General features: G+C 41.2%; 8 protein-coding genes. All 8 read left to right on the top strand.

Going from position 1 to position 14,264, the window contains the following annotated elements; genetic code table 11:
* The first annotated feature begins 386 nt into the window (after positions 1–386).
* The 8 genes from ACZ43M_RS24640 (at position 387) to ACZ43M_RS24605 (ending at position 14,242) form a co-directional block, all read left to right on the top strand.
* The gene (locus ACZ43M_RS24640; protein ID WP_464505164.1) at positions 387–1,625 is read left to right on the top strand and encodes an IS110 family RNA-guided transposase; all 1,239 of its coding nucleotides are present in this window, start codon (positions 387–389) and stop codon (positions 1,623–1,625) included.
* A gap of 285 nt (positions 1,626–1,910) precedes the next feature.
* Positions 1,911–2,942, top strand: a complete 1,032-nt coding sequence (locus tag ACZ43M_RS24635; protein WP_464505162.1) for a hypothetical protein — start codon at positions 1,911–1,913, stop codon at positions 2,940–2,942.
* Positions 2,943–4,556, top strand: coding sequence for a hypothetical protein (locus ACZ43M_RS24630; protein ID WP_464505161.1), 1,614 nt, complete (start codon positions 2,943–2,945; stop codon positions 4,554–4,556).
* The gene (locus ACZ43M_RS24625; protein ID WP_464505160.1) at positions 4,549–5,259 is read left to right on the top strand and encodes a DUF6063 family protein; all 711 of its coding nucleotides are present in this window, start codon (positions 4,549–4,551) and stop codon (positions 5,257–5,259) included. The genes ACZ43M_RS24630 and ACZ43M_RS24625 overlap by 8 nt, the downstream gene beginning before the upstream one ends.
* Entirely contained in the window at positions 5,246–9,646 is a 4,401-nt protein-coding gene (locus tag ACZ43M_RS24620) for a coiled-coil domain-containing protein (RefSeq protein ID WP_464505159.1), read from the top strand. The genes ACZ43M_RS24625 and ACZ43M_RS24620 overlap by 14 nt, the downstream gene beginning before the upstream one ends.
* 357 nt (positions 9,647–10,003) lie before the next feature.
* Complete coding sequence (locus ACZ43M_RS24615; RefSeq protein WP_464505158.1) at positions 10,004–10,519, top strand: DoxX family membrane protein; 516 nt, start codon at positions 10,004–10,006, stop codon at positions 10,517–10,519.
* Between the two features lie 145 nt (positions 10,520–10,664).
* Positions 10,665–12,419: an ABC transporter ATP-binding protein gene (locus tag ACZ43M_RS24610; protein WP_464505157.1), complete on the top strand. Its 1,755-nt coding sequence runs from the start codon at positions 10,665–10,667 to the stop codon at positions 12,417–12,419.
* Between the two features lie 8 nt (positions 12,420–12,427).
* Complete coding sequence (locus tag ACZ43M_RS24605; protein ID WP_464505156.1) at positions 12,428–14,242, top strand: ABC transporter ATP-binding protein; 1,815 nt, start codon at positions 12,428–12,430, stop codon at positions 14,240–14,242.
* The last annotated feature ends 22 nt before the right edge of the window (positions 14,243–14,264 follow it).

Here is a 14,264-nt window from a genome sequence, read left to right as displayed (position 1 = left end):
TTCGATGAGACTATGTAAGGAAGCAGGGGGTAATTTCACTGCCTCCTTTTTTTGCATCCGTAGACATTGATATATTTTAGCAAATAAAAAACAATTCATTGGCAGCAAGGTTTTCACCCTGTTTAATCAAAACGTTTCGTAATATAAGGTTAGCCAGATTTTTCTGGTTGACCTTTTTCTTATTAGTCTTATTATAGCGGTAGTCGGGGTAGAACGGCTCAAACGTGGGACTTGATCCCGAAATCAAAACTGTTCACCCCCTACTTGTATGAACATGTTTCGGGCTGGTTGGGACGCAGATCCCGTTTAACAAGCGAACCTATGACATTACAAGGAGCTTTAGGGGTTACCGACTAATACTATATTTTGGAGGGGGAGATTAAGTCATGAATCCAGTCGTAGGTCTGGATGTAGCAAATGGGGAAAGCCAAGTTCAGGGCTTTTTAGATAAGGGGAAACCGTATCGTAAGGGATTTAGTTTTAAACATAATCTTGATGGCCTGGGGAAGTTATTGAGATTCCTTAAAGAACTTGAAAAAATAACAGGTGGTCATCAACCTTCGGTTGTGTTGGAATCGACAGGTCATTATCATACTCCTGTTGTTCATTTTTTGGAGGAACAGAACTATGTCTATATTATTGTGAACCCACTTATTTCTCATAGAGCTAAAAGTTCAAGTCTTAGAAAGGTAAAAACGGATGCGATTGATGCTTACCATTTATGTGAATTGTATTATAAAGAGGAATTAGAGCCCCACAAAAAGCGTGGAATACAACTTTTAAACCTTCGAAATCTTACAAGGCAACAAGAGTCTTTAGCTGAAGTAGCAGCTCAAACAAAGTTACAATTTCACGCTATTTTGGATCAGGTTTTTCCTGAGTTTAAAGGTGTATTCGGGAGTTTATTTTCAAAGGTTTCATTGCTTACTCTTCTAGCTTTTCCAACTTCTGAAGCGGTGTTAAGTGCAAGCGAGTGTGAAATAGCAGCTAAGATTACCTCACTGTGCCATAGTCGCTCGAAAAAATGGGCAAAAGAAAAGGCCCAAGCATTAAGAAATGCGGCCCTTCGTAACCCGTTTCAAAAAAACTTATATCAGAGTCATATTATCAATATCGAAATACTGGCAAATATAATTCTTCAATACCAAGAGCATCTATCGAAATTACAAGCAGAAATAGATGCCCTAGCTAAAGAATTTGAAGAAAATAAGATTATCCAGTCTATCCCTGGGATCGGAGAAAAAATCGCCGCCACGATTATTTCCGAAATTGGAGAGATAGATCGGTTTAATCACGCAAAAAAGCTGATAGCATTCGCAGGAGTCGATCCAAGTGTTTATTCCTCAGGTAAATTTACCGCCTCGAAAAACCGTATCACTAAACGAGGTTCTATCAGGCTCAGACATGCTTTATATCTGGCAGTTCAAAGTGGGATACGTGATTCTCGTAGGAAGAAAACAACAGAAGAAATCATCCCACGTAACAAAAGGTTAAGAGCTTTTTATGACAAAAAGCGAGACGAAGGAAAACCTTATAGAGTAGCTGTCATTGCCTGTGTTAATAAGTTATTACATTGGATTTATGCCTTACTAAAAAGCAAAACAAATTTCCATGATATGGATTAAATCCTATATATAACTAAATAAAACAAAACCTTCCAGTATAGTAGTGAGGGAAGGTTATTTGGCATGCTTATTTTTAGTATAACACGTGTATTTTTAACTTTTTACTGAAAAATGTTGACAAACTATTAGCTGGTTTTGATTAGTTTGGCCAAGGGAAACACTTTATAGTAAAACATCGAGTAATATCTTGCAAAACAGTACAGTCCTCACCTTCCAAATAATTGTATCCCTAGGAGTTTATTAGGTTAAAATAGTAATAGTAGGTTTGTCGAAGAGGTGTATGTTTTGTTAAAGAAGAAGCTAGCAGATTATGACTATAAAACGATAACTATTGAACAATTAACGAAACTGGCGGGACCCTGCAGCTATCCTGAACTGGCTGATATGGTCAATGGCCTTGTGGGGGAAAAGCAATTAGAGCCGGTGAAGGCCAGTAAGACAAATGGAAGAAGGCCCTCTTTATATAATAAATATAGAATTCTTAGACCGGAAGCAGACTACTCCACTACTTTAGAAGAAATCAAACTGCTCCATCCTGCATTTAATCATTCCAAATATGCGAAGCAGCCTGCCATGTACTTAAAATACCAAAACGAAATCGACAGTCTCAGCAAGTTTCTATGGGAACATGAGAACCTGCTGGATTCACCGATGTCGGTTAACGAACGTTCCTTTCAGATTTGGGGGGTAGAAAAGCTGCTAAAAGAAAAGAGCGTCATCCAAACTATTTTTCAATTTAATGACTGGGACTTATCGCTTCTCAACTATTATGAAACCCCAGAGCCATTTTTTGAATACCATTTTTCAAAAGCAAAAGAAATGAATATCTTAATCATCGAGAATAAGGATACTTGGTTCGGTTTGCGCAAGATTATGCGTGAGGAGGGACTGAACCATCTGTTTCGTCATTATCACGTGCTTCTGTATGGAGAAGGGAAGAAAATCATCTCACGGAGCAATCGTTTCAAGGAGTATGACGGGCTCTTCGCCGGAAGTACGAATACATACTATTATTTTGGGGATTTGGATTATGAGGGAATTGATATCTACCAAATCCTCGTCAGCCATAATCCGGAACTGCGGATCCATCTTAGCACGGAGTTATATTCCTGGATGCTTAAGGAATCGGCAAAGTTCCTGTTACCGGAAACAAAGGCTGGTCAAAAGAAGATCAACATCGATGAGTTTCTTGAAAATTTTAGCAGCCAAGAAGTGGATGAAATCAAGCAAATTCTCGAAAAAGGCCGCTATATCCCTCAAGAAATCTTAAATTATTCGCTACTGAAAGACAAGATGATGGAAGGGTCGGACAAATAGATGTATCAATATTTAGAGGGATTTGACAAACGGATGGAGATTGTCGGGATTGTCGAATCGATTGTAAATCGAAAGAATCGAAATATGGAAATCGAGAAGCTGTTTAAGGGCAATGATTTCATCAATCTCATTTTCTCGGTACTTCTCTATATCATGGAAAAAACACTCGCGGAAGACAGCGACTGTGATAGTGAACATATACTGCTCTTTATCCAAGCGATTCTACCCAAGCATTACGGCTTGGAACTGGACCGGAAGCAGCTGAGCATGCTGACAAACTATCTTTTAAAAAATGTCCTCCAAAACGAGGGCGTTGCCTATCACTTTGAAACGATTGATTATGAGAATGAAACACAAAAGAACCTTACGATTCGGTTGATTGCTGACCGTGTCCAGGAAGTTAATGGGGATTACAAGATTACCTATTTCCTTACCGATCAAGGCTACGATTTTCTATTCCGGACAAAAGAGATCGATCAGGAGATTCAAATCACCATTGAAGAGTTAAAACTGAAAGAATTAATTAAACGGAAGAATTTTAAAAAGGCGCATGGACAGAGTCAAAACCTAATTCAAATGGTGCGGCAAAAGAAGAAAGAGATTCAATTATTCTTGCAAAAAATAAAAGAGAATATTCATGACGTTGATATTGAGGAATTTGAAAGGCTCATGAATAGTACATACGAATTGTTGAATGAGGAATATGACTTGCTCAACGAAATTATGGAGATGGCCCGGAAATCGGAGGACAAAATCCGCCAGGAATATGAAATGAACCTGAAGCTGGACGAAACCTTGAAAAAGGCCCAAACCGAAATCAAGCAAATCAATCAAAATATTAAAGCCACGCTCAGTGAGCAAAGGGATTTAATCCTTAGCCGGCAAAGCTTGTCAAAGGTGTATATTGATACGATTGGGGATTCCTTTATTTATAGCATGGAAAACCGGTTTGATTTAGAAGAAGCAATTTTGAAAAGAATGGAGCAGCATGCTGATCGAGTCGATCATTTTTGGAAGCTATTGAACCCGTTGTTTCTGCCCAATATCTATCAAAATCTAAATATTCGCAGCATCTATGAACCTCAAGGAATGATGAAACTGGAGGAAGAGGAGACAACGAAGTCGGTGGACCAGGAACCATTGTCCGAGGACTATGAGCAGAAGAAAATAGAGCGAGTCAATGAAATCTACATCGACATTTTGGACTATCTGTTTCAGTTTGTCTTGAAAAATGGCAATCAATGTACCTTGGGGGATTTCATCGGTACCCTTCAGGAGGAACCGGAACTATACCAGCGTCTGAGCGAAGACCGGCTGCTGTTCACCACGATGTTAAAGCTCTATGATATCGGCCATATTGACATGGAAGCATGGAGAAACCGTGGGGATAAGGTGGTCATGAACCTGTCGGAGGAATTGAACCTGGAATACTGTTTCTCTCAGCTCCTTAGTCAGCATGAATATATAACTGGGATTAGAAGGCTGGAGTTAATCAGGGACGATGACCAGCTGTTAGAGGTCGAGATGAAAAGGACCAGTCAAGATGGTCTAAGTATCGTGGAAAAAATTGAGATATCTAATTTTAACATAAAGGTGGAAACTCGCAGTGAGTAATGTAAAGACAGGGGTGCAAATTTTCAGGATTCTTCTTGAACAGGGTCAATTAGACCGGGAAAGCCATAGTGATCTGTTCATTGAGTACTTAAATTCGGAGGTGCAGGAAGTGCTTGGGGAGTTTGAAGAGGAGATGGACTGCAAAATCATTAAGATTAACAATACCATCTATCTGCTTCCTAACTATGATAATAGTTTACTTGGATTCAAGAACAAGGATTTCCGGGAACGGATGGGATCTAATAGCCGCTTGAGCGATGTTTATCTATCCTATTACATCACCATGTTTCTGTTGTTCCTATTTTATGGCGGGAAAAATAAGAACCCGAAGCAACGGGAGTTCATTCGGATAGAGACGTTCATTGAAGAACTCGATCAGCGCTTTGCCGGTGTGTTAAAACAGAATCCAGAGGACATGATGAAACGGGAAGAGGAATTGTGCATCAATCTTATCAGTATTGCCGAGGTTTGGGACCAGAAAATTGTCCATGAAGAGAATAAGCGGTCGACCAAGTATGGAACGGTCCTTCGAATCTTCAGCTTATTGGAGCAAGAGAAGCTGATTCGGTTAATGGATGATAAGAAAGAGATTCGGACGACGAAGAAGTTGGATGATTTAATGACGTATTATTTTTTAAATGACAGCCGGATTGCTGAAATCAATCAGATTTTTGCCGAGGAGGGTCATCATGCCGCAAATTAATCGGATTCGGATTATTAATTTTTCCTACAATAATCACCATCGAAATATTGTTGATGAAACGTTTGATTTTTTCCAAGGGGAGAATGCGCTGCTTAGCTTGAAGAATGGCGGCGGCAAGAGTGTTCTCGTCCAGCTTCTTCTGCAGCCAATCCTTCCGAAGACGCGGCTGATGAGCCGAAGGATGGAGGATTTCTTTAAAGGAAAGAAGGCGCCTTCGTACATTTTGCTGGAATGGAAGCTGGAGGACCAGGGGGGCTATCTGCTTACCGGGATTGGGCTGGCCAACCGGGAAAGTCAGGTCCGCGACCACGATGAGGCGAACAATGCCCTCAAGTACTTCACCTTTACCTCCCATTACCGCGAGGCGAATGGTTTTGACCTTGAACATATTCCGCTGGTGAAACAGTCCGATTCAAAGATATTTATTGAAGACATTAAAGAGGTCCGCAGGCTTCTTACAGGAAAAGGAAAGGAGAATGTTACTTTTTTTTCGGAGGAAGAAGGTGCGGACTACCGCAAACACCTGGAAAGCTTTAATATTTTTCAGGATGAATGGAAGTCGATTGTGCTTAAAATCAATGAGTCCGAGGGCGGCGTTATCGAGATTTTTGAAAAATGCAAGACCTCACAGCAATTGATGAATGACTGGATCTTAAAGTCGATCGAAAAGGTTGTCCATAAGGACGAAACCGACCAGAAGAAGCTGGAGCAGATGCTCGAGAACCTGGTAGAGGAAATGATCCGGAACGAGCAGTTTATCTATGAGAAGGATTTGTATCAGGAATTCTTGGGGAAGTCCGATGAGTTCATTGGGAAACTTAATGATTTGCTTGGGTCGTTGGATCGGGAACGTGAGGCTGAACGTACACTGGCTGGGATGTATTATTTTTTAATAGCACAAGTGGAAGAGATGAAAAAGGAAATCCACCGTTTTAATGAAGCCGTTTTGAACAGTGAGCAAGAATTAAAGAGAATTGATTTAGAAGAGCGGTCGAAGGATTATCATGATGCGGTAGTGAGAGTAGATGAATTAACAGAAAGCGTTCTAGTAGAAGAACGCAAGTTGAAGGCAGCAAAATCTAATCTAGATGAAACAAAGCTGGCAGTGCTTGTGCAACAGGCGGCTAGAGAATATGGAAATATTAAAATTATAGGTAGAAGAATAGCGGGCTTGGAAACAGAAATCGAAAAGATTCGTTCCAATGATGACCATAACCAAGAGATTCAGAACTTAGAATATTCCCTTAAGATTGGCTATCAGCAGTTGGTTGTAGACTTACAGCAAAAAGAAGCTGAGGTTGGAAGTGAAATCTCAAAGCTAACGATAACTTCTAGTGAATTGGAAGAGAAAATAAAGAAGGTCGATGAAGAGAACAAGAAACTGGCTGGTGCTCAAGGCGAGCTAAAAAGTAAAATTAAACAATTTGAAAAAGTGGAGCCAAGAATTCGCTCAGAACTTGGTTTGGAATATGAAAGGAACTTGTTAGGTGAAATTGAACAAACCTACCAGGATGAATTTCTTCAAGCACTAGAAATGAAAATTGCAAATTTAAAGACTGAAGTGTCTCAGCTTCATGAATTAATTGAAACAGACAATCAAAAATTGCAGGAAGCCAAGGAAAAGGAGAGGGATCTTCGGAAATCTGAAAGTATGCATACAGTAAATCTAGCAAAATTAGACGAGCGAATCGTCGCATATAATGATTTGGAGACAGCTCTTAAGCCTGTTTTTGCAAGGTATCATTTCGATTACAATAAGAGATTTCAACAGCAAGAAACACAATCGTTATTGATTGTGAAGATACGAGAATTGGAGAAAATTGAGAGGGAGCTTCAGTTTGAATATCATTCACTAAATGAAACCATTACTGCGCTGCAAAATGGGACACTCCACGTGTCCAATGAATTTAGACAATGGCTCATTAATGAGGATATTGATTTTGAGACGGGTGAGAATTATCTTAGGAAACAAAGTGCAGCCATCCGGAAAGAGTTAGTGAAGCAAAATCCTATCCTGCCTTATGCTTTTCTTATATATGATGAAGATTTGGAAAAGGTAAAATCTGGTACTGGATTTCCGGTGCATCAAATGGTGCCAGTCCTTTCATATAAGACTGTAAATCAAAGCTTTGCAGTTAATGGAAGGTTGGTTTCACTTGAAGAAAAACTAAATATCCTATGTCTCTACGATGAACGAATGATTGATGCAGACAACCTAGAAAGTTATTTAGCTGAATTACTCAGGGAATTAGTTCAGGTAGAGGAACAACAAAGTCACTACCGTGAACAATTGGAAACAGTGAGAGAGGACCAGCAGCTCTTAAAGCAGTTTGTTTTTGATGAAAATTATCTCTATAGCTTAGAAAACTCAAGAAAAAAATTAAGGTTTGAAATTAAGGAACTTCAAGATGAACTAGAGGGACTACAAGGTTATCAAAGGAGCCTTTTAGAAGAAATAAATCAAAGTTCTCATCGGATTGAAGAAATTAAGCATCAACTTGAAACAGAGGGTAAACGGAAAGAACTGGCGATTGAATTTTTTCAAGACAATGAGTTGTATGTTCTTGACCAACAAAAGTATAAGGATTATGAGGTTGCTCTTTCACGATTGGAAATTGAAAAGAAAAGGCTTTTGGATGAGAGAACAAATCTAACTTCTAGAAAAGAAAAATTGCTTATTGAACAGGAACGTTGCAATCGTCAGAAAAAGGAAAAAGAAATCAAGTATGCTAAATATCAATCTGCTGTGGATTCCACTCTCCTTAAAGAAGATGTGGACGTATTAGAAGAACGTCTACAGGTTCTAAAGAGCCAAATTACTTCTGATTTGAGTCGATTAGAGAACGATTTGGAAGATAAGAAGAAGGAACTGCGCGGCAAGAAAGCTGACTTGTCTGTCCTTCCTTTGGAGGAGAGCCAGTATATCCAAGTTGAGTTCAACGAGGATAGGTATTTTGCTCTTAATTCCCAAGTGCGTGAATTAGAAACAGAGGTAAAAGGAAAGGAACAGCATTATTGGAAGGCAGATGGTGATTTGCGAGAAGCTAAGGGAACACTATTTGCAGCCGAGCAAGAGGTTAAGAAGTTGGCAGAAGCCCCATTAGAGCCTGGCCGAATCAAGCTGAATTTCTCCACCAGAAGAATTGCTGAGAATGCTCAGATTTCTTTTTCAAAAGGGAAAATAAAAGAAATAGGCAATGTCTCTAAAGGATATGAACATGTTGCGACTAGGATTGAAGGGAAAATTCAGGTTGAGCTCTTTGAGGTAAATACTCGTTACGAAGTACAGATCGATGTGGAGCAGGATTATCAAAACCACTTAGGCACATTTACCAATCTTCAAAAAGAAAATACTAAGTATGAGAACAATATAAAGCTTATTTACAGTAAGTTAAACGCGCAATATAGAAGCAAGAACAACCACCTAGAGAACATTTTGGCAGGCTGGGAACCGCTGATGCAAGGGGCCCAGAGCGACCGGGATAAATATTATTATCTTGGCGAAAGAATGCTCCTTAATAAGGAAGCGCTTGTCAAGCTGATTAGGGTTTTCGAAGAGCTGTTATCAAATATTGAAAAAAATAAGCAGGATTTGGTTCACCATAGCTATCTTCAGGGTAAACAGGTTTTTGATGAAATTCAAAAAATCACGGAGAATTCATCGATTCGCTTGGAGGACAGAAATCGGCCCATTCCGATGCTCAAGATTAACATGGAGCCCCTCAGTGAGACAGAAACTGAGAATCGTTCAAAGATGCAAGCCTATGTCGAGAGTTGTATCAGCATCATTAAGCAGGATATGAAAGAGGACAAAAAGATTGAAGAGATCCGTAAGAAAATCAGCCGGTATATGTCTACGAAGGAACTATTGAATATCCTTTCCGACCTTGGAAAGATGAAAATTTATGCCTATAAGATTGATATTAACGCTCATAACAGTACGTATAAGTCTTGGGAACAGGTGATGAAGGAGAACTCTGGCGGAGAGCGGTTTGTATCCTTTTTTGCGGTTATTGTGGCGCTTATGTCATATACAAGGACAAGCATGAAGGTTACTGATGATTATCAGCGGAATCGAGACACCAAGGTGCTCATCATGGATAACCCGTTTGGTCCCATATCCTCCGAGCACTTGTTGAAACCGCTGTTTCAAATCGCCAAGAAGTACAATACCCAACTAATTTGTTTGACAGACCTAAAGCAAAATTCAATTCTCAATTGCTTTAACTTGATTTACATGCTCAAAATACGACAAAATGTGTTCGGTACTAGCGAGTACCTTCAATTAAAGCAGCAAGTGAAACAAAATGCTGCAATTGAGAAAGATGAAAGACTGGAAAAAGCGGTGTTCAAGGTGGAAGAGGGAGAACAGATGAGTCTCCTTTAGGAAGAGGAAGCAGGGGAGCAGTTTGAGACTGCTTCCTATTTGTTTGCGCTGTTCATTCAAGGCTGCTACCAGTGCTTTTCCCTTTATGCAAGGCAATGAACCAAGATCACCCCTTATTTTTCTACTTGCGTTATGACGCGGTCACTCTGATTACTGCTAATCTGATACTGCAACCTAAATGGTAAAATCAACTTGGAAAACACCATCTGGCCGGCTGTTCAAACTTCTGTCAAACCATTATTAACACTTTGTGAACTTAACACTACGACTATGTTGTTAATAAGGAGTATCGATTATATTGTAAATGTAAGGAGCAAACATTAATACGGAGCAAGAAAAAATAAGGGGGAAACAAAAATGTTCAACAAATTTTTAAGAGAAAATAAGATTTCAGCTGCACTATTACTAGTGATTCGTTTATATCTCGGTTATTCTTGGTTCACAGCAGGTATTCATAAATTAACAGGCGGGTTTGATGCTGCAGGCTTCCTAAAAGGTGTTACCGCTAATCCTGTAAAAGGTCCTGATGGCGCCGTAGTTTACGGCTGGTATGTAGAATTCCTTAAAGGTTTCGCACTTCCAAATGTAGATATTTTCAACATCGTCGTTCCTGTCGGTGAAACATTAATTGGTCTAGGTTTATTGTTAGGCTGCTTAACCACAGCAGCGATGTTCTTCGGCTTAGTGATGAACTTCTCATTCTTCTTGGCTGGAACCGTATCTCATAACCCAACAGACATATTCTTAGGCTTCATCATCTTGGCTGCAGGCTACAACGCCGGCCGTTACGGCTTAGACCGCTGGGTAATTCCATTCATCCGCAAGACTGTAAAACTCAACAATGAAAAAAGTGCAACAAGAACAACTGCATAAAGAGAAGGCCAGGGGACAAAGTTCTCCTGGCTTTTTTTGTTTCAAAGTATATTTAGCAAACCGAAATTTACTGCAAATAACCGAAATATTAAGCAAGTCCCTGCTATATGATGTAAAGCATGCATTTTTATTTAGGGAGGAAAACATGTTAATTTTAAAAAAATTAAAGTCGTTTTATCTTCCATTTAAGCGGGACTTTGTATGGTCGCTGTTGTTTATGTTGATTGCGGCCGGTATTACCGTTGTTTATCCGATTATATTGCAGATGACAATTGATGAAGTGGTGCTTGGCGGGCAATATGGCTGGGTGCCGTGGATTGCTTTAGCGTTTTTCTCAGTTATGGCTGTCAAAGCGGTTTCGACCTTTATTCAGCATTATTTTGCCGATTTGTTCGGGATCAAGTCGGTTTACCAACTAAGGAATGCGCTATATGAAAAGCTGCAGCGCCTATCGTTTAGTTATTATGATAACGCCAAGACAGGGGATTTAATGTCACGCCTGACGGCTGATGTGGAAGGATTTCGACATTTTGTCGCCTTTGGGTTTTCGGAGGTGCTCCGCTTTGTGATTCAAGTCGGCGCGAGTTTGTGCGTGATGCTGTACTATTCTGTTCCGCTTACCTTGGTCACCTTTGCGATCCTGCCTTTTATCAGTATCGTCGTGTACAAATTCGACCAAAATGTTCACCCCGCCTTCCGGGGAATCCGTGAATCATTCGGCCGGTTAAATACCAAAGTTCAGGAAAATCTAAGCGGGATTCATACGGTTAAAGCGCTGTCGAAGGAAGGGGTTGAGATTGAGCGGTTTACTGGATTCAATCAAGACTATCGGGCCAAGCAGCTGCATACAGCTTCGATTTGGTCTAAATATTTTCCGTTGATGGAGCTGATTGGCAATATCTCGGTGGTAGCTTTATTGGCTTTCGGAGGCTATCAAGTGATCATCGGGCGCCTGCAGCCAGGTGAGCTGGTCGCTTTTTACAGTTTGGTTTGGTATATTCTATGGCCGATTATGAACCTCGGCTTTACGATTAATATGTTCTCACAGGCGAAAGCTTCCGGTGAGAGACTGTTGGAAGTGTTGGAAGCAGAAGAAACGATTACTGATAGAAAAAATGCCAAACGGGACGAGAAAATAGCCGGGCATGTGGTGTTTCGTCATGTGACGTTCCAGTATCCCAATGAGGAGAAGAATGCGTTGAGTCAAATCAGCTTTGATGCGCCGCCAGGCACCACCATAGGGTTAATTGGGGCGACCGGTTCGGGCAAAACAAGTGTGATACAGCTGATGTCGCGGTTTTATGAACCGACAGGCGGAGATATCCTCATCGATGACCGTTTGATTAGTGAATATAGTTTGAAAACCCTGCGATCACAAGTCGGGGTTGTCTTACAGGAAACCTTCCTTTTTTCCTCGACGATCAAAGCAAATATCGCCTACGGAAGACCTGATGCGACAATGGAAGAAATTATCGATGCAGCCAAACGGGCCGATGCTCATGAGTTTATTATGGAGCTGCCTTATGGCTATGACACGCTGCTTGGGGAAAGGGGAATGGGCCTGTCCGGGGGGCAGAAGCAGCGAATTGCCATTGCCCGTGCGATTTGTACCAATCCGGCGATTCTTATTTTGGACGATGCCACAAGTGCCGTCGATATGGAAACGGAGTATCAAATCCAGCAAGCGCTAAAGGAAGTCATGAAGGGCAGAACAACCTTTATTATTGCACACCGGATTTCCTCACTGCAGCATGCAGATGAGATTCTGGTGCTGGATCAAGGCTCCATCATCGAGCGGGGAACACATGACGGGCTGCTGGCTTATGGTGGTGCCTATCGAAAAATTTATAACATTCAATATCAAGATCATAAAGCTATCATGCAAAAGGCAGTAAGGTAGGTGACAGCATGGAAAAGAAACAACGAAAAAGGCTGACGCTGGAGCGGTTCCATTACTCTCAAGATCAACTGATTGATAAACCATTTAACTGGGGGCAAATGTGGCGTCTATTGCAATATGTCAAACCCTATTCGAAAAATTTGCTCCCGCTTTCGTTTTTAACGGTGGTTATATCAACAACTGTCCGGCTGCTTATTCCCATTTTGATTGGTGTGTACACGCTGGATCGGGCGATTATTAACAAAGATACCACACTGTTGGTGCAGCTTGTGTCTATCATTCTGGGATTGTACATGGTGTCCTATGCCGTTAATGCCTTACGGATTCGCTGGATGAATCGACTTGGCCAGAACGTTATTTATGATTTACGCAAGCATTTATTTACCCACGTTCAATCCCTCTCCCATCGGTTTTTTGATAAGCGCTCAGCCGGGTCGATTCTGGTGCGGATCATGAATGACATTAACTCCCTGCAGGAGCTGTTTACAAACGGGGTTATTAATCTATTAATGGATTTCCTGCTATTGTTTGCCACGATTATTATCTTATTTTCGTTAAACGTAAAGCTGACGATTGCGATTATGGTCATTTTACCGATTATGTTTTTTATTTCGACCAGCCTGCGAAAAAAAATCCGCCAGTCCTGGCAGCAGGTCCGGCTCATTCAGGCTAGGATTAACTCCCACTTAAATGAAAGCATTCAGGGAATTCGGGTGACGCAGACCTTTACGCAGGAAAAGGAAAACACAGAGTTCTTTAAAGGGATGAATCAGGAAAACTTTAATACCTGGAAACAGGCAGTCAGGAAAAACGCCATGTTTGGCCCGATTGTGGAAATGACCAATGCCGTGGGAACCGTGATTTTAATTTGCTATGGTGCCGTACTTGTGGCCAATCGGGAATGTACCATCGGGGAATTCGTTTCGTTTGCTTTCTATCTCGGCATGTTCTGGGAACCAATTTCGAGGCTGGGGCAGGTGTATAATCAACTGCTGATTGGGATGGCCTCTTCGGAGCGGATCTTCGAGTTTTTGGATGAACAGCCGATTGTAAAAGAGGCAGCCAAGCCGCTGGTGCTCCCAGCCATCAAAGGGCAAATTGATTTTGAGAAGGTGGAGTTTTCCTACGATGCCACAAGAAAGGCGTTGAACGGTGTTTCTTTTTCCATCAGTGCAGGGGAAACAACAGCGCTTGTCGGCCACACGGGCTCAGGGAAAACGACGATTGCGAACCTGGTGAGCCGCTTTTATGATGCTACTGCCGGTGCTGTCAAAATTGACGGTCACCCCATTCAAGACTTGTCCATCCCAGGTTTACGTTCGCAAATTAGTGTGGTCCTGCAGGAAACGTTTATTTTTTCAGGAAGTATTATGGAAAACATTCGTTTTGGTAACCCGGCCGCAAGTGATGAGGATGTGATGGCCGCGGCGAAAGCGGTAGGGGCAGATTCATTTATTCGCAAGTTGGCAAATGGCTATCACACAGAGGTGGAGGAGCGGGGGAATGTGCTATCTGTCGGGGAACGCCAGCTTCTTTCATTTGCAAGGGCCCTTCTGGCAGATCCGAGCATTATTATTTTGGATGAAGCAACTGCCAGTATTGACACAGAAACAGAAGTGAGAATTCAACAGGCATTAAGAACGTTACTAAAGGGAAGAACGGCCATCATGATTGCTCACCGGTTATCCACCATCAGAGAAGCAGATAACATCATTGTTCTCGACCACGGCAATATTCTTGAACAGGGAAATCACGACACCCTGATGAGAACAAAGGGAGTTTATTATGAATTGGTGAAGGCGCAGTACAAAATGATTGGGTGAGATTGATAGTGTTTTTGCTAGA

It is taken from the genome of Neobacillus sp. B24 (assembly GCF_055381825.1).
Note: the sequence above shows the minus strand (reverse complement) of the source record. Positions and strands in the feature narration are given on the sequence as shown.

Coding starts and splice junctions, on each gene's coding strand:
- ACZ43M_RS24640 (WP_464505164.1), top strand. CDS start 387: ATGAATCCAGTCGTAGGTCTGGATGTAGCAAATGGGGAAAGCCAAGTT.
- ACZ43M_RS24630 (WP_464505161.1), top strand. CDS start 2,943: ATGTATCAATATTTAGAGGGATTTGACAAACGGATGGAGATTGTCGGG.
- ACZ43M_RS24620 (WP_464505159.1), top strand. CDS start 5,246: ATGCCGCAAATTAATCGGATTCGGATTATTAATTTTTCCTACAATAAT.
- ACZ43M_RS24615 (WP_464505158.1), top strand. CDS start 10,004: ATGTTCAACAAATTTTTAAGAGAAAATAAGATTTCAGCTGCACTATTA.
- ACZ43M_RS24610 (WP_464505157.1), top strand. CDS start 10,665: ATGTTAATTTTAAAAAAATTAAAGTCGTTTTATCTTCCATTTAAGCGG.
- ACZ43M_RS24605 (WP_464505156.1), top strand. CDS start 12,428: ATGGAAAAGAAACAACGAAAAAGGCTGACGCTGGAGCGGTTCCATTAC.